21 protein-coding genes and 1 other annotated feature are annotated in these 19,114 nt (G+C 33.5%); of the genes, 3 read left to right on the top strand and 18 right to left on the bottom strand.

The window, feature by feature from the left end:
* The 3 genes from B8869_RS07655 to rplJ all read right to left on the bottom strand — a co-directional run.
* On the bottom strand, positions 1–554 hold a 554-nt coding region (locus B8869_RS07655), incomplete at its 3' end, for a transposase family protein (RefSeq protein WP_234989791.1).
* Positions 555–704: 150 nt separating this feature from the next.
* On the bottom strand, positions 705–1,085 hold the full coding sequence (gene rplL / locus B8869_RS07650; protein WP_084231029.1) for a 50S ribosomal protein L7/L12: 381 nt from the start codon (positions 1,083–1,085) through the stop codon (positions 705–707).
* Between the two features lie 36 nt (positions 1,086–1,121).
* Complete coding sequence (gene rplJ, locus B8869_RS07645) at positions 1,122–1,658, bottom strand: 50S ribosomal protein L10 (protein WP_084231028.1); 537 nt, start codon at positions 1,656–1,658, stop codon at positions 1,122–1,124.
* 8 nt (positions 1,659–1,666) lie between these two features.
* Positions 1,667–1,791, bottom strand: a sequence feature (ribosomal protein L10 leader region).
* A gap of 178 nt (positions 1,792–1,969) precedes the next feature.
* Between rplJ and B8869_RS07640 the strand changes: the two genes are divergently transcribed.
* From B8869_RS07640 to B8869_RS07630, 3 genes are read left to right on the top strand one after another with little or no spacing between them, the layout of a single operon-like run.
* Positions 1,970–2,671 carry an ABC transporter ATP-binding protein gene (locus tag B8869_RS07640; protein WP_084231027.1) on the top strand — a complete coding sequence of 234 codons (702 nt, stop codon included), beginning with the start codon at positions 1,970–1,972 and terminating at the stop codon, positions 2,669–2,671.
* Between the two features lie 13 nt (positions 2,672–2,684).
* The gene (locus tag B8869_RS07635) at positions 2,685–4,778 is read left to right on the top strand and encodes a COG1361 S-layer family protein (protein ID WP_084231026.1); all 2,094 of its coding nucleotides are present in this window, start codon (positions 2,685–2,687) and stop codon (positions 4,776–4,778) included.
* Positions 4,778–6,118 carry an ABC transporter permease gene (locus B8869_RS07630; RefSeq protein ID WP_084231025.1) on the top strand — a complete coding sequence of 447 codons (1,341 nt, stop codon included), beginning with the start codon at positions 4,778–4,780 and terminating at the stop codon, positions 6,116–6,118. The genes B8869_RS07635 and B8869_RS07630 overlap by 1 nt, the downstream gene beginning before the upstream one ends.
* 47 nt (positions 6,119–6,165) lie before the next feature.
* Here the strand turns inward: B8869_RS07630 and B8869_RS07625 are convergent, their stop codons facing one another.
* The 15 genes from B8869_RS07625 to mprF all read right to left on the bottom strand — a co-directional run bounded on the left by B8869_RS07625 (position 6,166) and on the right by mprF (position 19,077).
* Positions 6,166–6,816 (bottom strand): MgtC/SapB family protein, encoded by a 651-nt coding sequence (locus B8869_RS07625; protein WP_084231024.1) that lies wholly within the window; start codon positions 6,814–6,816, stop codon positions 6,166–6,168.
* Positions 6,817–6,824: 8 nt separating this feature from the next.
* Positions 6,825–7,184: a DUF1667 domain-containing protein gene (locus tag B8869_RS07620; RefSeq protein ID WP_084231023.1), complete on the bottom strand. Its 360-nt coding sequence runs from the start codon at positions 7,182–7,184 to the stop codon at positions 6,825–6,827.
* Positions 7,181–8,428 (bottom strand): NAD(P)/FAD-dependent oxidoreductase, encoded by a 1,248-nt coding sequence (locus tag B8869_RS07615; RefSeq protein WP_084231022.1) that lies wholly within the window; start codon positions 8,426–8,428, stop codon positions 7,181–7,183. The genes B8869_RS07620 and B8869_RS07615 overlap by 4 nt, the downstream gene beginning before the upstream one ends.
* Complete coding sequence (locus B8869_RS07610) at positions 8,425–9,858, bottom strand: NAD(P)/FAD-dependent oxidoreductase (protein WP_084231021.1); 1,434 nt, start codon at positions 9,856–9,858, stop codon at positions 8,425–8,427. The genes B8869_RS07615 and B8869_RS07610 overlap by 4 nt, the downstream gene beginning before the upstream one ends.
* Positions 9,859–9,948: 90 nt before the next feature.
* Positions 9,949–11,310 (bottom strand): alanine/glycine:cation symporter family protein, encoded by a 1,362-nt coding sequence (locus B8869_RS07605; protein ID WP_084231020.1) that lies wholly within the window; start codon positions 11,308–11,310, stop codon positions 9,949–9,951.
* Between the two features lie 139 nt (positions 11,311–11,449).
* On the bottom strand, positions 11,450–12,172 hold the full coding sequence (locus tag B8869_RS07600) for a glycerophosphodiester phosphodiesterase (protein WP_084231019.1): 723 nt from the start codon (positions 12,170–12,172) through the stop codon (positions 11,450–11,452).
* A gap of 113 nt (positions 12,173–12,285) precedes the next feature.
* Complete coding sequence (locus B8869_RS07595; protein ID WP_084231018.1) at positions 12,286–12,855, bottom strand: glycerol-3-phosphate responsive antiterminator; 570 nt, start codon at positions 12,853–12,855, stop codon at positions 12,286–12,288.
* A 67-nt stretch (positions 12,856–12,922) separates the two neighbouring features.
* Positions 12,923–13,621 (bottom strand): 50S ribosomal protein L1, encoded by a 699-nt coding sequence (gene rplA / locus B8869_RS07590; protein WP_084231017.1) that lies wholly within the window; start codon positions 13,619–13,621, stop codon positions 12,923–12,925.
* Positions 13,622–13,660: 39 nt separating this feature from the next.
* The gene (gene rplK, locus B8869_RS07585; protein ID WP_084231016.1) at positions 13,661–14,086 is read right to left on the bottom strand and encodes a 50S ribosomal protein L11; all 426 of its coding nucleotides are present in this window, start codon (positions 14,084–14,086) and stop codon (positions 13,661–13,663) included.
* Positions 14,087–14,143: 57 nt separating this feature from the next.
* Entirely contained in the window at positions 14,144–14,692 is a 549-nt protein-coding gene (nusG, locus tag B8869_RS07580; protein WP_084231079.1) for a transcription termination/antitermination protein NusG, read from the bottom strand.
* A gap of 35 nt (positions 14,693–14,727) precedes the next feature.
* The gene (secE, locus tag B8869_RS07575; RefSeq protein ID WP_004820425.1) at positions 14,728–14,946 is read right to left on the bottom strand and encodes a preprotein translocase subunit SecE; all 219 of its coding nucleotides are present in this window, start codon (positions 14,944–14,946) and stop codon (positions 14,728–14,730) included.
* An 18-nt stretch (positions 14,947–14,964) separates the two neighbouring features.
* A complete protein-coding gene (gene rpmG, locus B8869_RS07570) occupies positions 14,965–15,114 on the bottom strand; it encodes a 50S ribosomal protein L33 (RefSeq protein ID WP_004820424.1) in 150 nt (49 codons plus the stop codon).
* A 172-nt stretch (positions 15,115–15,286) separates the two neighbouring features.
* Complete coding sequence (locus tag B8869_RS07565; RefSeq protein ID WP_084231015.1) at positions 15,287–16,141, bottom strand: MerR family transcriptional regulator; 855 nt, start codon at positions 16,139–16,141, stop codon at positions 15,287–15,289.
* A gap of 65 nt (positions 16,142–16,206) precedes the next feature.
* Entirely contained in the window at positions 16,207–16,560 is a 354-nt protein-coding gene (locus tag B8869_RS07560; protein ID WP_084231014.1) for a DUF6054 family protein, read from the bottom strand.
* An 18-nt stretch (positions 16,561–16,578) separates the two neighbouring features.
* Complete coding sequence (mprF, locus tag B8869_RS07555) at positions 16,579–19,077, bottom strand: bifunctional lysylphosphatidylglycerol flippase/synthetase MprF (RefSeq protein ID WP_084231013.1); 2,499 nt, start codon at positions 19,075–19,077, stop codon at positions 16,579–16,581.
* Positions 19,078–19,114: the final 37 nt, after the last annotated feature.

The following is a 19,114-nucleotide window of genomic DNA, read 5'->3' as shown; positions in this document are numbered from 1 at the left end:
GTATTCTTATCTCTCGATGGTAAGATATCTATGATAGAGTGTTTAGATCCATCAAGAAGAGAAGTCTGATACCTGTTATTACCACTATCACCTTTAAATTCGTCTATACATAATACTTCTGATAGCCTATCTCTAGAAGCACTTAAACAATTTAAAATTCTTAATACTGTGTTTGAAGAAACATTATACCTATTAGCAATAGAAGATATAGAATACACCTCATCAAACTCAGAAACAATAGCAAAAACAAGTCTATTGGTCATAGTATGACCTTTGGCAATAAAATCAAGATTCCTCTCAAAACGAGAACCACAAGACTTACAATCATATCTAGTTTTCTTTAAGAAAATCAAAGATTTCTTACCTCGGATGTGAGTATCCCTAATCTTTTGAATTCTATGATCATGAACCCAAATCTTTTTAGAACCACAATGAGGACAAATAGACATCTTAGAAACAGAAGCGTGAACATTAACAAAATTATTACTCTCATCAACACTATCAAAAACTACATCTTTAAAACCAAACAAATTCATGATATTATTATTTTGCACTTATATGCACCTCCAAGCTTTGTTGTTGGTTACTTAAAGTTTAGGACTAAAAGCGTATAAGTGCAATTTTTTTGCATAAAAATATCTGTTAGGGATTTACTCCCCAACAGATATTATAGAGCCTTTATTTTAAATTAAAATTTAATTTAATTAAGCAAGTTCTACAGTTGCTCCTGCTTCTTCTAATTTAGCTTTTAATTCTTCAGCTTCTTCTTTGCTTGCGCCTTCTTTAACTGCTTTTGGAGCTCCGTCAACGATAGCTTTAGCGTCTTTTAGTCCAAGTCCTGTAGCATCTTTAACTACTTTGATAACTTTAACTTTTTCTGCACCTGCATCTTTGATAACTACATCAAATTCAGTTTTTTCTTCAGCTGCTGGAGCTGCTGCTCCTGCTACTGGAGCTGCTGCAACTGCCATAGGAGCTGCTGCTGATACTCCGAATTCTTCTTCTAATGCTTTAACTACTTCTGAAAGTTCTAATACTGTTAAACCTTTGATTTCTTCAATAAGTGATTGTACTTTATCTGACATTATAATATCCTCCTGTTTGTGCTATGCACTAAAATTTTATGCTGTTTCTTGTTCTTTCTTTTCTGCTATGGCTTTTAGTACCACTGCAAGTCCTCTAATATTTCCGTTAAGTACATTAACAAGACCTTGAATTGGGCTGTTCATGCTGCCAAGTAATTTAGCAACAAGTACTTCTTTAGATGGTAATTTAGCAAGACCTTCTACTTCTTCTTTAGAAATTAATTTTCCGTCTACAACACCGGATTTAATTTCTAATGCGTCATGTTCTTTAGCGAATTCAGCTGTTACTTTTGCTGCTGAAACCGGATCTTCTAGTGAAAATGCTATCGCGCTTGGTCCTACTAAGTATTCTGAAATTTCAGTTTGTCCAAGTTCTTCGAAAGCACGTCTCATCATAGTATTTTTGTAAACTTTGTATTCTACGTTTGCTTCTCTGTATTTACTTCTAAGTTCAGTAACTTCTTCTACAGTAAGACCTCTATAGTTAACAAGTACAATACTTTGTGCACTTTCAATCTTTGCTTTGATTTCATCTACTAATTGGACTTTTCCATTTAGCTTTTCTTCTTTCACTATTTCACCTCCAAATATAAAAAATCCCATCGCAGACTGATGAGATTAAGAAATTCGTATTTAAAACGATCTTACCTCGGTAGGCTTTTTAAGATTGCTCCCCTACTGTCTGCGGTTAATTAACATATGTATTTTATACTCTCTTATATCTTTTGTCAACACTATTCCATAATTATTTAAAAATAAATTCTGTAAATATATCTATTATCACTAACACTTTTTTGTTAACTAACCTTTGCCTTTTCTTAGTAAAACTAAAATTTACTATCAGTTAGCAAGTTTGTTATACTATATCTCATAAGGAGGTAAATATGGATTCTTTTATAGAAACTAAAAATCTCACAAAGATATATAAGATGGGAGACTCCTCTGTATATGCACTAAATGATGTCAATTTGAAAATTAACAAAGGTCAAATCGTATGTCTGCTAGGCACATCCGGTAGTGGAAAGTCTACTCTACTAAACATACTTGCAGGGTTGGATAAACCAACTTCAGGAGAAGTCCTCATTGGTGGAATTAATATTGTCAATTTAAACGAAGATCAAATCACAAAATTTAGGCAGTTGAATGTTGGATTCGTTTTTCAATCATACAATCTAATACCCACTTTGGATGCATCAGAAAATGTGAGTTTAGGTCTTACCTTTAAAGGCGTTTCAAAATCAAAAAGAAATGAATTTGCAAAGGATATACTAACTAAAGTTGGTTTGGGAGATCGTTTAAGGCATAAGCCAAATGAAATGAGCGGTGGTCAACAACAAAGAGTATCCATTGCCAGGGCATTTGTGGATAGTCCCCCTATTGTTTTTGCAGATGAGCCGACCGGTAACTTAGATAGTAAGACATCTGATGATATAATGCAGCTCATGTGCTCTATATCCAGAAAACATAATCAAACTTTGATTATTGTAACTCATGATGTTGAAACATCAGTTTATGCAGACGTGATAATACACATGAAAGATGGAAAAATTATAAACGTCGAAGACAATGAATCAATAATCTCTTAACTCGGAGGAAATAATGGAAAGATTTACTATTTATTTATTAGCACTTTTAATATTATTTAACTCAAATTTTGTAAGTGCAAGTACACCAGTAACACATGGCTTAAAACTAAATGTATCAGCTCCACAAACTATAAATTTAAACGATGGAGAAGCTGCAGCTGTAACTATAACAGTAAACAACAATTCTAGCGAAGAAAATATACGTGGAATTTCTGTTCAAGCCTTTATTGAAAATCCTGAAAAGGTATACATAGACGGCGATGGCTATGCAATAAACAACGGCGAAATAAACACAAATAGTTTTATAAATGGGACATTCTATTTGAGAACTGAAAGAGATTTCAAAACTAAATCTGTTCCTATAAAACTAAAACTAAGATACTACGTAAATGATACATTCACAGAGCAAGAAGAAACTATCTACGTTAGAGTAGTTGCTCCAGAAAAACCTGTCAATCCATCTCTTGAGGTATCTAAGAGTGCTCTTTGGACCGGTTCAGTACAACCCGGCAAGCCATTTGAAGTACCTTTTACAATTAAAAATACTGGAGATGCCACAGCTAAGAACATAAAAATTTCTCTTGAAGGCTTAGAGAGCGGAAAGCTAACTCTTGCAAAAGGACTTTCTACTATAGATATAACTTCACTTGAACCGGGTAATTCAACACCTATATACTTCGATTTAAAATCTGATAGTTCTACTCCAGCGGGAAGTTATATGCTGACTCTAAAATATTCTTTTGTTGGAGATGACTCTACAAAAGCTCCAAAAGAAGGTTCTTATAGTTTTTCAGTTGATGTTTTAAAAGCTCCTAAGAGTTCTACAAACTTGGAGTTTCAAAACTTAATTTTCCCTACAAAAGTGCTTAGCAGAAATCAAACTACTACAATAGGTTTTGACATAGCAAATACAGGAAAGAACATCGCTAAAAACATTACTGTAACTGCAGTATCACAAGATCAAAATGGTTTAGCTTCAAAATCTGTTTCTAAGGTCTTAACTAAATCCATTGCTCCAGGTAAATCAAATCACTACTCATTTGATTTCATTACCACACCGTCTGCAGAAACTAAAAACTATCCAGTAGATTTAAAGGTGACTTATAGCGATGGAGCTGATGGAACGCTTGAGACAACTCAAGTTGTGGGTGTGTTTATAAAAGCGCCTAAGCCAGTCGATCCAAATGCAAAAGATACTTCTCCTGTACCAAAATTGATATTAGAAGAATACTCATTTGACCCTGAAATAATAGAAGCCGGTACACCTTTTAAAATGCATTTAAAATTATTCAATACAAATGCAAAAAAATCAGTTAGAAATATAAAAATACTTTTGACATCTGATGCTCAAGAGTCCGTTTCTAACAACTCCGGCAATTCTCAATCAGGAAATAGCGGTTCATCTTCCACTCCAAGTACAGCATCTGTCTTTACACCTGTCGGAAGTTCCAATACATTCTACGTACCAGAAATAAAACCTGGTAAGAGAGTTGAGAAAGAAATAGTGTTTACAACAGTTCCAGATACAGCGGCTAAGACTTACACTGTGGTTGCAACTTTTGAGTATGAAGATTCTAAAGCTGAAAAATATCAAGCCACTGAACAAATCGGTATACCAGTTGTTCAAAAAGCCAAACTTGATATAGGTGATATAGTTCCTCAAGGCGAATTCATTGTAGGACAAGAAAACCCAGTGTCTGTGGACTACTTCAACACTGGAAAGGCTTCTCTTTATAATGTGTTGGTTAAAATAAACGGAAAGAATTTAAAATTTGATATTCCATCTAGTTACAAGGGCAATTTTTCTCCTGGTAGTTCAGAACAATTTACAGTTTCTGTAACTCCGGAAAAAGCCGGAAAAGGCAAATTTGAAATAGAATTTTCATACGAAGACTCTACCGGTAAAAAGGAAACTCTAAAACGTGACTACACCTTCGACGCACAAGATTTCTCAATGCCGGAGACAACAGATGATATCCCACAAGGCAGTTCATTCAACCCTCTTATGCTAATTATTCCACTTGTCATATTGGGCGCAGGAGCTGGTGGATTTGTCTTCTATAAAAAACATAAACAAAAGAAAAATGATGAGGATTTGAAATTGTAATGAGTATAAATGATTTAATTTCAATGGCTCTTAAAAATCTAAAGTCCAGAAAGCTGAGAACTTTTTTAACAGTGCTTGGAGTTATAATAGGTACGACTTCCATTATAGTCATGTTATCAATTGGTTTTGGATTTCAAAAAATAAATACGGCAATGTACTCTTCAATGGGTAACTTGACTATTTTAGATTTGCAAAAAGACTTCAGCGCAATGGACGGTGAGTCCACAATAAAAACCAAAGAAAAGAAATTAAATGATGCAGCCGTTACAGAAGCTTCACGTGTCGACCACGTAACTTCTGTAATGCCAATCTACAAGGCATCAGCCACTTTTAAAAGCGGTAGATATGTGAACGAATGGGCAAGCATTATAGCTATACCACCTAAAGTTATGGAAGACTTCGATTTCAAAATACAAGATGGAAGACTACTTGGCACCGGAGATACAAAACACATAGTATTTAGCGGTGGTATTTCCAAAAATTTTAATGACCCTAAGAGAATGAATATAGATGCCTCAACTAAAGTAGATCCTATGAAAAGTAAAATTGAAATTTCTAAAGTCAATATTGAGGGCGCAGAAATGTCCGGAAACTTTTCAGAAGGTGATGAAAATAAGCCTGTATATTCAGAAAAAGTTTCTGTAGTTGGTGTGCTCGTAGAAAACGAAAATGATTGGCAAAACTACAACACAGTATATATGCCAATAGACTACTTGAAAAAATTAGTAAAAGATTCTGCTCAATTTTCAAATACAGCACCACCTAAGCTAAATGAATACTCACTTATTAAAGTTAAAGTAGATGACATTAAAAATGTTAAATATGTACAAGAAACTTTGAAATCCATGGGCTACAATGCTTCAAATATATTTGCAGAAATTTTGGAAAACCAAAATAAAAATATTTTGATTATACAGGCAGTGTTTGGCGCAATATCCGCAATTTCATTTTTAGTAGCTGCAATTGGAATCACCAATACGATGATTATGTCAATTTATGAGAGAACTCGAGAAATAGGTGTAATGAAAGTTATCGGAGCTTCAATATCGGATATAAAAAAATTGTTTCTTATAGAGGCCGGATTCATAGGGCTTCTCGGAGGAATAATCGGAGTTATCCTCTCACTTATTTTATCAACCGTGTTCAATATTATAGCAAAAGGATTTCTACTATCTAAATTCTCTTCAATTGGAGACTTCGATCCTAAGATATCCTATATACCATTTTGGTTGATCTTGGTGGCTTTGTTCTTCTCTTGCTTAATCGGAATTTTAGCCGGATACTTCCCTGCAAAACGTGCTATGAAGTTATCCGCATTAGATGCAATAAGAAGTGAATAGTAAAAAAATCAATCCATTGTCTACTCAACGGATTGATTTTTTTATTTTTATAGAATATAAAATTTCTCGACCATTTCATTGTCAGTTAACATTTCAGATAATTTCGATATTTCTTCTTCATCATCCGATAAAAATCTTACATTTATTGTCAGCGTATTTTCACCATTGGTCTGTTTTACATTACTATACTTTATTTTTTTATATCCTATATTCTGTCTTATTTTTTCTATTATCATCAAGTCAGTAGCTTTTATTACAAGTGTGTGAGTTGAAGCTGCTGAAAAGAATACACCACCAACATACAACATACTCTGTACTATAGCCATAATTACGCAAACTACTATACCTACAAAATAAAGTCCTGCCCCGAAGCTCATACCTATAATGGCCATAGTCCATATTCCAGCAGAAGTTGTAAGACCACTTATTGTATCGTCTTTTACAAAAATTACACCCGTCCCTAAAAACCCTACTCCAGATATAATTTGAGCCGCCACTCTTGCAGCGTCATAGTTCGGAGTGTCTGCAAAGCCATATTTTGAAATTATCATTCCCAAACATGCTCCTAACGAAACTATTATATGAGTTCTTATTCCGGCAAATTTGTTTCTATTTTCACGCTCATGTCCTATTATAAAACCACATACTACAGATAGTGCCACTCTTAGTAATAATTCTAATTCAAAAGTAAAATCCATAATCTCAGCTAAACTTTTGCAACATCAGAAGTCGCCACAATGTCAACTCCTGTTCCAAAAATATCTTCTATTATCACATCACCTATATTAATAGGAGCCTCTATACTAACTTTTTTTATTTCATCTAATATTTCAAAAATCATATTTTTATCTACAGGCTCAGTTGTCTTTACAGATGCACATCTGTATTTCCCCTTTTCAACATTTATTATTGATGTAATCATTCTTTTTGGAGCTGTTACTTCAGCTTTAGCATACACCTCCCCTCTCTTACAATTATTTCCACTTACAAATATCTCGTCACCATCAACTTCTACTTCCAATTCACAACCAATTGGGCAAGTTATACAAATCATATTCTTTTTCATTGTTCCTCCACAGAAAAACTTAGTTCTTTCCCATTCACAATATCATCTCGTTTTAAATTTAATTTTTCCATTTCAGCCGGCAACATTAAATTTTTCTTTCTTCTAAATATTTCTCTTCCATCTAATCTGGCAACTAAGTATTTATTTTTAAATATCTCTTTTACTCTGAATCTAACTGTATAATCTTCTATATCTGTCACATCTATTTCCAGAGGAACTGTATAACTAATTCCATTTAGTGCACTTAGCTTGACTTTAGCTGCTATATTATCTCTTTCTCGCTTCACATACCTCGCCGCACTGCTGCCAGCTTGTTTTGCTTCTTCTGAAACATAGTCCACTAAATCATGTACATGTAAAACATTCCCGCATGCAAAAACGCCTTCTACATTAGTCATAAAATTACTCTTTACTTCCGGACCTTTAGTTCGCAAATCTAGAGAAACTCCTATCCCCTTAGACAATTCATTTTCAGGTATCAAGCCACATGATAAAAGAACTGTATCACACTCTATATATTCTTCTGTGCCCTTTATCGGTGTTAAATTCTCATCCACTTTGGCTATATCCACTCCCGTAACTCTGTCTTTGCCATGTATCTTTATAATGGTTTTAGACAGTTCAATTGGTATTGAATAGTCATTTAAACACTGAACTATATTTCTCTTCAAGCCATTTGAATGGGGCATTATCTCCAAAACTTTTTTTACATTTGCCCCTTCATACTTCATTCTCCTTGCCATTATCAAACCTATATCTCCGGAGCCAAGTATTACAACTTCTTTTCCCGGCATGATTCCATCGATATTTATAAGTTTTTGAGCTGTTCCGGCAGTGTATACTCCCGCCGGTCTTTCTCCCGCTATGTTAAGGGCGCCTCTCGGTCTTTCTCTACAGCCCATTGCCAATATAATAGATTTCGCTTTAATATATTCAATTTTTTTAGAGTTTATTACTTTTAAAATCTTTTCAGGAGTTATATCTATAACGGTGGTATTCAAATCGTACTGTATGTTAGTTTCTTTTATTTTTTCATAAAATCTATAAGCGTACTCCGGACCTGTCAACTCTTCTTTAAATGTATGTAATCCAAAGCCATTGTGTATACATTGATTTAAAATGCCACCAAGTCTATCATCTCTCTCTATTACAAGAATGTCTTCTATCCCCTCTTCATAAGCACCTAAAGCCGCTGCCATTCCCGCAGGGCCGCCACCTACTACAACTACACTATACTCTTTCATATATCTCCTCTTTTTCCAACTATCAAATTGGAGTTCTTACCACTTTTTAAAACTTCTGTTTCATCAATTTTTAATTCTCTTGCCAAAATCTCTATAATCTTAGGAGTACAAAATCCCCCTTGGCATCTTCCCGCAGTTGCTCTCAATCTGCGTTTTATACCATCTATTGTCTTCGCTCCAAGAATTCTATTAATACTGTCTACAATTTCTCCCTCTGTTACCTTTTCACATCTACAAACCATATTCCCATAACGTTCGTCCTGTTCTATAAGTTTTTGATGTTCTTCAAAGGATAAGTCTCTTGTGTATACAATAGGTTTTCTCTTCGCTATAAAATCTTCATTCTTTTCAAAATTATATTTTTCAGCTATCATCCGAGATACTTTCTCCCCTACAGCAGGAGCTGATGTAAGCCCCGGTGATTCCATGCCTGCAACATCATAAAATCCCTCTTTGCCATCGACTTCTCCAATTATAAATTCATGATTGTCTGTGGCAGCTCTCAAACCTGTAAAAGAAGTTATAACTGAGCCAAATGGAATATTCTCTATAAACTTTTGAGTATCTTTTCTAATATAATTTAATTCATCTGAGGTAGTTTGATTATTCTCTTTATCGTCTATAAAAGTCGAAGTCGGACCCAATAATACATTGCCATCTATAGTTGGAGTTGCCAAAATGCCCTTCCCCTTTTCAGTTGGCAATTGAAACATCACATGATTAACAATTCCGTTTGCTTCTTTGTCTAATAAAAAGTATTCTCCCTTTCTTGGACGAATTTCAATTTTATTATCACTTACCATATTGTGTATATCATCTGCAAATACCCCAGCTGCATTTACTACAGCCACGGATTGTATGGTTTCAACGTCAGTTACTATCTCGTAGCCACCATCTATACTTTTTATATTCTCCACTCTTTGGTTAAATCTAAATTCCACTCCATTTTGTGCAGCATTTTCAGCCATCGCGATATTTAATAAAAACGGATCAACTATTCCCGCCTCACTACAATACAAAGCAGCAAATGCTTCTTTAGAAATATTTGGTTCAAGTTCTCTCAACTTATCACGATTTATTATTTCTAATCCACAAACTCCATTCTTTAATCCACGCTCTTTTAATTTTACAAGCTTATCCATGTCTTCTTCTCTAAATGCTACAACCAATGAGCCTATCTTTTTAAAAGGAAATCCTAATTCTTTTGATAACTTCTCCATCATTTTATTTCCTTTAACATTTAGCTCTGCCATTAATGAATTTTCATTAGCATCATAGCCTCCATGGACAATTCCTGAATTGGCTTTTGATGTACCTACACATACATCACCGCCTTTTTCTAACACTAAAAAATTTCCTTTATACGCTGATAGTTCTCTAGCTATCGCCGTTCCAGAAACTCCCGCTCCTATAATTACTACATCATACATAAACTTTCTCCCTATTAAAAAAGAGCACGACAAATACATGTCATGCTCTTCTCAAAACTCATCGCACTACTTTTCAAAATCAATTGAATTTTATTTTCTATTTTCATTATCTAACTTGTTAAAATAATCTAATGTTTGTTCTCTAACCTTAGGCCATAAGATTAATAATGCAATCATATTCGGAATAATTACAAGTCCCATTGCAATATCTTGAACTGTCCAAACTAAGTTTATTTTACCAAGTGAACCCACCATACACAATAGTGGGAATATATATTTTACTACATCTGTAACTCCAGGGCCATATGCATAAGTAAATGATTTAGCTGCGTTAAACCATTGTCCCATAAGAGTTGTAAAACAGAAGATTAAAAGAGCTAATATAGCAACTAAAGATAGAGGTCCGTATACTGTTCCTATAGCAATAATAGCCATACTTGAAGCTTCAATTGACCCATCAATTGCAATACCTGATACTCCAACAGTTAAAGCTGTCATTGTACAAATTATTATTGTATCTAAGAAAACTTCTGTTACACCAGTTATTCCTTCTTCTACTGGATGATCTACAATTGCAGTACCGTGAGCGAAAGGTGCTGTACCTTCACCGGCTTCATTAGAGTACATACCTCTGGCAATACCATATTGCATTGCTCTTGCTATTACAAATCCACCTGTTCCTCCTGCTACAGCTTTGAATGAAAAAGCTTGTTCAAATATTTGTGCAAACACAGCTGGAACAGCTTTAATATTTAAAATAATTACTATAGTACAAAGAATACAATAAAGTATACTCATAATTGGCACTAATTTAGTAGCTACATTTGCAACTCTTTTTAATCCACCTAATGTGATAGCAAGTAATAATAAAACTAAAATTGCTCCTGTTATCTTTGTATCAACATTAAAGTTAGTCTTTAATATAGTTGCAATAGTATTTGATTGTACTAAATTTGCTCCCATCATTTTTATTGTCATTAGAATAGCAATTACTACTCCTAACCAAGGTGCTTTCAAACCATCTCTAATATAGTACATAGGTCCTGATAAAATTCTACCATCTTTATCTCTACCTCTGTATAATTGTGAAAGTACAATTTCTCCATATTTAAGCGCCATACCGAAGAATGCAGCAAGCCACATCCAGAAAATCGCTCCAAATCCACCTGAAACTATAGCTGTTGCAACCCCTACTACGTTACCTCCACCTATATTTCCTGCTAACGTTACCATCATGGCCTTGAATGTTGAAAGTGAACCTTCCTCTTTTTCTACATTTCTTTCTTTAAATGAGTTGATTAAAGTTTTATTCATTATGTATTTAAATCTTTTAATTTGAATAAAACCATTTGTGAAAGTATATAGTACACCTAATCCCAAAAGTACAAATACTAACCATCTTCCCCACAAGACTTTGTTAAAAGCCTCTAAAAATTGTTCTAAGTTTTCCATTTACTCCTCCTAACACAACAAAAAAAGAGTAGACGAAATCAATTAAAATAATTGAAAACTTCTACTCATCTCTCACTGTTTCACTATTTTCTACAATGGTAACATATTTTTTTGCTATTAGCAAATGTTATCCTAAATTTTATTTAATTAACTTTTTCTTTATTTCATCTATCTCATCCGGATAGTCTGTTATAATTGCATCTACTCCCATTTTAATTACATCTTCAAAATCCCATCTTTCAGAACCAAACCATACATTTACACAAAGTCCATTTTCGTGAATTCCTCTAATTAAATCCTCACTCATACCATATCCTGATGGATGGTAGTGCTTAACTTCAAGTGAATTCAAATAGTTCCACGGTTCGTGCATCCAACTATCTGTAAGCAATCCATATTGTAAATTTGGATTTATTTTCTTCATTCTCAATATTGAAAAATGGTTAAAAGAAGATATTATAACTTTGTCTTCTAATTCATATTTTTTTAATAAGTCATTTACTTTATCTTCTATCCCTAGATAGCTATATACGCCTGTTTTCAACTCGATATTTGTAACTATGTCTATATCTTTTACGTATTCTAGGTATTCTTCTAATAAAGGTATTTCTTCCTTATCTAACTCAAATCCTTTTGCCGCATTGAATTGTCTAAGTTCTTGATATGTATAATCCTGTACTCTTCCCTTACCATCTGTAGTCCTATCTATTCTCTCATCGTGAATTATTACTACTTCTCCATCTTTTGTCAAATGGACATCAAATTCAACTCCATCAGCTCCGGCTTCAAAAGCTTTTTTGAAAGCTATCATTGTATTTTCCGGATACTTTGACCTAAATCCTCTGTGCGCTATATTTAACATAACTTCCCCCTTAAAAAAATAAAAAGAGCCCTCAGTCTTATACCGAAAGCTCTTCTCTACACTCCATAATTTCAGCTAATATAAATATACACACTGATTGGTGTGTTGTCAAATTATAAGTTCCATACATCTGGGTTTGTTGAAGATATACACATTGCCCCTGCATTCAGTGCATCTATAATTTCGTGTTTATCTGATATAAGTCCACCCGCTATTATAGGTGTTTTTATTTTTTCATTAATCTTCTGTATAACTGGAGTTATAAGCCCTGGTAATATTTCAACCATATCAGGAGTACATTTCATAATGTTGGTCTCCAAGTTTTCAAGAGACATTGAATCAATAATAAAAATTCTAAATATAGTAAATAAGTTCAGTTCCTTCGCTCTTTTTATATTATTTATTCTAGTTGAAATTATTCCATCTGCACCTGTATACTTTTTAATAAACTCAACCGAAATCTCTCTAGCAGCTAGACCATCTATTAAATCCACGTGCACTATTGCATATTTATTATTCTGCTTAATCTTTTTTACGTAGTCTCCAATATTTACAATATTTCCAAATAGCAAAAATATTATTTTAGAATCGCCTTCTATTGCCATATCTAATTCTTCTTCATTTTTTACAGCCATTATTATTGGACTTTCTGATATATAGTCGAAAATCAATTCTTTATTCACTTGGGTTTGCCCCCTTATTATAAATATATTTAAAAAAAGAAGCGGAACCCCGCTTCTTAAGATGTTTTTATTCAGCTAATTTTTGTCCGTTTACTTTGATTCCAGGACCCATTGTAGTTGCAAGAGTTACAGATTTTAAATATCTTCCCTTTGCAGCAGCTGGTTTAGCTTTGATTATAGCTTGCATAATAGAGTTGAAGTTGTCAGTAAGTTTTTCTGTTCCGAAAGAAACTTTACCAATAGCAACGTTGATTATAGCAGCTTTGTCAACTCTATATTCTACCTTACCAGCTTTAGTTTCTTCTACAGCTTTTTGAACGTCAAATGTAACTGTTCCAGATTTAGGGTTTGGCATAAGACCCTTAGGTCCTAAAACTCTACCAATCTTACCAACTACACCCATCATGTCAGGTGTTGCTATCATTACATCGAATTCAAACCAGTTTTCTTGTTGAATTTTTTCAACAAGTTCTTCTCCACCTGCATAATCTGCTCCAGCAGCTTCTGCTTCTTTGATTTTGTCTCCCTTTGCAAGTACAAGAACTCTAACGCTCTTACCTGTTCCGTGAGGAAGTACTGTAGTACCTCTAACTTGTTGATCTGCGTGTCTAGGGTCTACACCAAGTCTTACTGCAAGTTCAACAGTTGAGTCAAATTTTGTAGTAGCAGTCTTTGTTACAAGTTCCATAGCATCAGCTACATCATAAAGTTTAGTTCTATCTACAAGTTTAGCACTTTCTAAATATTTTTTACCTCTTTTTGGCATTAATTCCCTCCTTGTGGTATTAACGGAATACTCCTCCCACTAATCTATTACTTCTACACCCATACTTCTTGCTGTACCAGCGATCATGCTCATAGCTGATTCAACATTTGCAGCGTTCAAGTCAGGTAATTTAGTTTCAGCTATTTCTCTGATTTGAGCTTTAGTGATCTTACCAACTTTTTTCTTATTTGGTTCTCCACTTCCTGAGTTTAAATTAATTGTTTTCTTAATTAAAACTGCAGCTGGTGGAGTCTTAGTTACGAATGTAAAAGATCTGTCTTGATATACTGTTAAAACTACCGGAATTATAAGTCCAGCTTGATCTGCAGTCTTTGCGTTAAATTCTTTTGTAAACTGCATAATGTTTACACCGTGAGGTCCTAATGCAGTACCTACTGGTGGTGCCGGTGTTGCCTTTCCGGCAGGAATTTGTAATTTTACAAGTGCGATTACTTTCTTTGCCATTTTATTTCCTCCTTGTGGTTAATGGGGATTACCCTCCCACTGCGTAGAATAACAATTCTACTTCTTAATAATTTGATTGAAATCTAGTTCTACTAAAGTATCTCGTCCAAACATTGATATAGAAACTTTAACTTTACCTTTTTCATAATTTAAAGAGTCTATCTTGCCCATGAAATCATTGAAAGGTCCGCTAATTACTTTAACTTCCTCTCCAACTTCATAATTTCCGAATAACTCTTTATCTTCAGCTACTCCAAGAACTCGTACTTCTTCATCAAGAAGAGGTACTGGTTTAGATCCCGGACCTACAAATCCAGTTACTCCTCTTGTGTTTCTTACAAGGTACCAAGATTCATCATTCATAATCATCTTAACTAAGACGTATGAAGGAAACATCTTTCTCTCTTTAACTTTTCTTTGTCCATCTTTACTTTCTACATATTCTTCAAGAGGAACTTGAATGTCTAAGATATAGTCCTGCATATTTCTATTTTGGACCATTGCTTCCATGTTATCTTTTACCTTGTTTTCGTGTCCTGAGTAAGTGTGGATTACATACCACTTTGCCTTATCTTCTTTTTGATATGATTGCTCTTCCTCGTTTATTTTGGGCTCGCGTATTTCTTGATCCAAAATATCACCTATCCTATGATTAGGTTTAATAAGAACATAACAATCTTATCGTATATTGTAAGAAGAATAGAAAAAGCTATAACTGCTGTTATTACAATCATAGATAAGTTAACTATTTCTTTTTTTGTAGGCCAAACAACTTTTTTGAATTCTGATTTCACGCCTCTGAAATATTTTCCTAGGCTCTTATCTTCTACTTTTTGAACAGACTCCTTGCTAGTTGCCATTTCGTCCTCCTATTAAAGTTACTTAGTTTCCTTATGAGTTGTATGCTCTTTACAGAACTTACAGTACTTCTTTAGTTCCAACCTTTCAGTGGTATTCTTCTTGTTCTTATAAGTGACATAATTTCTTTGTTTGCATTGTGTACACTCTAAAACCACTCTATCAGCCATAAAAACACCTCCTATAAAAAAGGGCCTCTGCGAGAGCCCTTGCTGGTCAATGACCTTCGTGTTAAATTTACCAATGTATATTATCACAAAGTTGTTACTTTGTAAAGATTATTACACGATTTTTTGCTATTTTCAGATGAATATATCTCTCTTTCACCTTTAAATTTATAGTTTAATTTTTAGCATTATTTTTCAAATCTATATACTTTTCATTAGCTATAAGTAAATTTTTATAATATTCATTATAACTTGGACTAATCTTTCTGAGTAGGTCAACAGGCACTGTATAATAGTTGTTGTCTTGCATATATCTTTTTAATTTATCATCAATTGATTTTAAATAGCTATTTTTATATTCTTCATTTGCTTTATACGCTTCATACTCATCGATTTTATTTTGATTATCCGCCAACCAATTTTCCACATTATTTATAGCTTCTACTTTATTTCGATTGACTTCGTCTAACATATCTACTGTTATTTCACTTGATACTTTCTCGATATACTCAATCTCTTCTTTAGATAAATCAAGTGTTGGCAAGCTATCCATAAATGAGATATATTCTTCAAAATATTTTGTATTTTCTTCATTTAAAGGCTCTTCTAAAAACGGTTTGTATGCACTAAAAAACACCTGACCTAAATAACCTGGAAATGCTCTCTCAAGTCTGTCGTAAACTGAATCATTGAGTTCTAATACAGATATCGCTTCTTCTATTTCTTCAATTCCAACTCCACTCGCCAATTTATTTAAGAGTTCGTTTTTCTTATTTTGATTTGTCAGTTTTATTTCTTTTTCTCTAACTAATGAACCAATTGAATGACCACTATCCAGACTTTTTATTTCAGAAATGCTAAGTCCCAATTTTCTATAGACAGATATCTTTTGCAGCTTCTCTACATCACTCTCTGAATACTCTCTATATCCATTTTCAGTCTTACTTGGGTTTATCAAACCCTTTTTCTCGTAATATTCTATAGCCTTTCTGGTAAGTCCTGTTATCTTTTCAACTTCATTTCTAAGCATACTACCACCCCTTAACAAGAGAATAGCATTGTCCCCAGAGGACAGGTCAACCTCGACTTAAAATTTTAGTTTTCTTCTACAAAATTAAATCCATACCTCGCAAATATGTCTGCTGATTTTAAGGCAAAGTTTGAGTTAGCTCCCCAACTAATATTAAAAACTCCTTCTCCGCCAGCAGATCCTATTATATCCACCTCTTGTATATCTTTTCGTTCAGTAAACAATATGGTTAAATTCGCATAGCTACTGGTTCTAAAGTAAAATTTTTCAAAAGTCGCCATTGTGACAGTTGAGTCATCAAAATTTTTTACAATTTTATATAGCTTTTCCGCTCCTAGCTCTTCTTCTAACACTGCACAAATTTCTTCGAAGTCAGCTCTGCTGCTCTTGTTAGTCATAGATACCAATTTTGAACTCATATTTCCTCCTGATAAACATCAATCTCTTGGCACGTGACAAAGTTTAAATAAGTCAATCAACACTTTTGTTATCACTTTATTATCCTTATATGCCAAGTACACATTTGACCAATTAGGTCTGAATTTTTCTTTGTATGAACGAAGTCCTTTAAAACTATATATTTTATTTCCAAATTTATACGCCAAATTTAGTAGCTTTTCATATCCATCAGAATATGGTTTCTCTCCCAAATTAGAAAGTGGTGAAATGCCTATGTCAAAATACTCATACCCTTCTTCTTTGGCCCAAATCATTATGCTTACAAACAAAATATCCATAATTCCATTTATGCTGTCTCTTTTGTGTCGCATTAAATCTATGGAAATTCCACCAGTGTTTAAAACTTCAATAAGGTTTGAAAAGGCGACTATCTCTCCATTTTTGTCTCTTATTACAAAAACCTTGCCTCTATTCAAATACTCTTCGTCATAAACTCCAATTGAAAATCCCATTTCTTTTCGCCCGTTTAGCCACTCATCTGACACTTGCTTTAAACTTTGCAAGGTCTCATTTGAAAACGGCGGTTCTAAAACCTCAAATGTACATTCTTCCGTTGCCATCTTATTTAATGTACTTCTATTATTTCTTCCCTTCTTACCCTCTGTTGTAAGTTCGCCGAGATCAATCTTTGCCTCTTCGCCCAACTTTAAAAGTCTAAATCCGTTGGCAATATATGACTCTAGATATTTATTGCTCACTTCATAAAAGCTCACTAGCATATCAATTGACGTTCCCCAAGCCACAAACTCATCTATGGCATGAACAAAATATTCCGAATCTCCAAGTGGGTCACCAAGTGCAAATAAATTATTACCATAAGGGGTGTAAATTATTGCCACATTCTTTTCTTGATTAAAGAATAGATATTTATCTCCTGAATATAAAATTTGTGAATACAATGTATTTGGATATTTCTTTTTTAAATCTTCATACAATTCTATCTGTTCTTCGGTCAACTCAAACATATTGCTATTGTCTCTGCTGATATAGATTACAATTAGAGAACTAATTGTAGTAATAAATAGAAAACATAGTAGCCAATACCAATTTCCCACAATAAAGCTTGCAGAGTACTTACCTGTTGAAGTGAAGAAGTTGATTTTGTGGAATATATTGTAGATCACTCCGTACACTACCATTCCAAAAATTGTTATAAATAGAGCATTCTTTAAATTTTCCACTTTGAATTTTATAAATTTATTTTCAAATGCTTTCTTGTTTAGCGCGAGAGACAGCGCTATCAACAATAGTACTGTGGACATCAACACACTATATCCCTCGATAAAATAATATATTCCCGTTGTTGTCATAATAGTGATGACTATATAGTATCCCTTTTTTATTCCGGTGAATATAGTCTTTGAAATAACAACTAATACCAAACCTATATAAAGTGAAATTATTGGCACATTTCTCTCTATCAAAACACCCGCAAAACTATATCTTAGAAACTCTAACCAAACTGGCAGATGTGCACTTAGCATCATTAAAATCCCTGAAATTAAAGTCAACGTTCCAAGTAAATTACGAGTCATCTTTAGATATAGCGCATAGTTTTTATTTTCTGTTTTGAATTTATATTCCGTCAATCCAAATAATACTATTCCTATCAACCAAGGCACTATATAATATCCCAACCTGAAAATTATTAACACAGGAAAGAACACATCCGTACTGACGCCATACAATCTTCCAAGCATTAAAACAGTTCCTTCAAAAGAACCAAATCCACCAGGTATCATTGAGATTATCCCCGCCATTGTTGAAACGGAATATATAAGCGCCAAGTCAACTATAGACAAATCACGTCCTAAAAGTTTAAACAGTATTGCAAAATAAAGTGCAGCAAAAATCCATTCTACAGCTGATATTAGAATAAGCGGTGATTTAGTTTTAAAATCTAAAAATTCAAAGCTTACAAGTTCTCGTTTAAAAAAGCGCTGCAACTTATCTATAAAGAGATATATCATTAAAAACAAAATATCTACCAAAATAAAAAGTGCTTTGTAATTGGTTCCTATCCCTTTAAAGTTTATTATAGAAAGCAAACTCAACACAAACAGTCCCGAAGCCGAATATATTATTACCGCTATAGAAACTTTGTCAGCTTTCTTAGAATCTTGCCCCTCTTGTGCATACAGTGATTTTCTGATAGAGAATCCAGCCATCCCTGCCATGCCAACTGTATAATTAAAAGACTGACATATCCAGCCTATATTTATGATATTTTTCAAACTCAATTTCATATCCAACTTTCGAGCCATAAAAATATCATATCCAATACTAAAACTAAACGAGAACACGCCCAATAAAATCATTATCACTAAATTGTCTACACCAATATTGTCTATTATATTTTTAATATCTGACCTTTGAATGTGACCAACTTCATTTTTCAATGTGATTATAGAAAAAATAAATATGGTGAGTATTAGTAAATTTTTTAAATTCTTTTTTATCTTATCATTAACAAACATCTTTCACCCTCCACTATATATTATATTATCTTTTTCT

The organism is Peptoniphilus asaccharolyticus DSM 20463 (assembly GCF_900176115.1).
GTDB lineage: Bacteria > Bacillota > Clostridia > Tissierellales > Peptoniphilaceae > Peptoniphilus > Peptoniphilus asaccharolyticus.
Note: the sequence above shows the minus strand (reverse complement) of the source record. Positions and strands in the feature narration are given on the sequence as shown.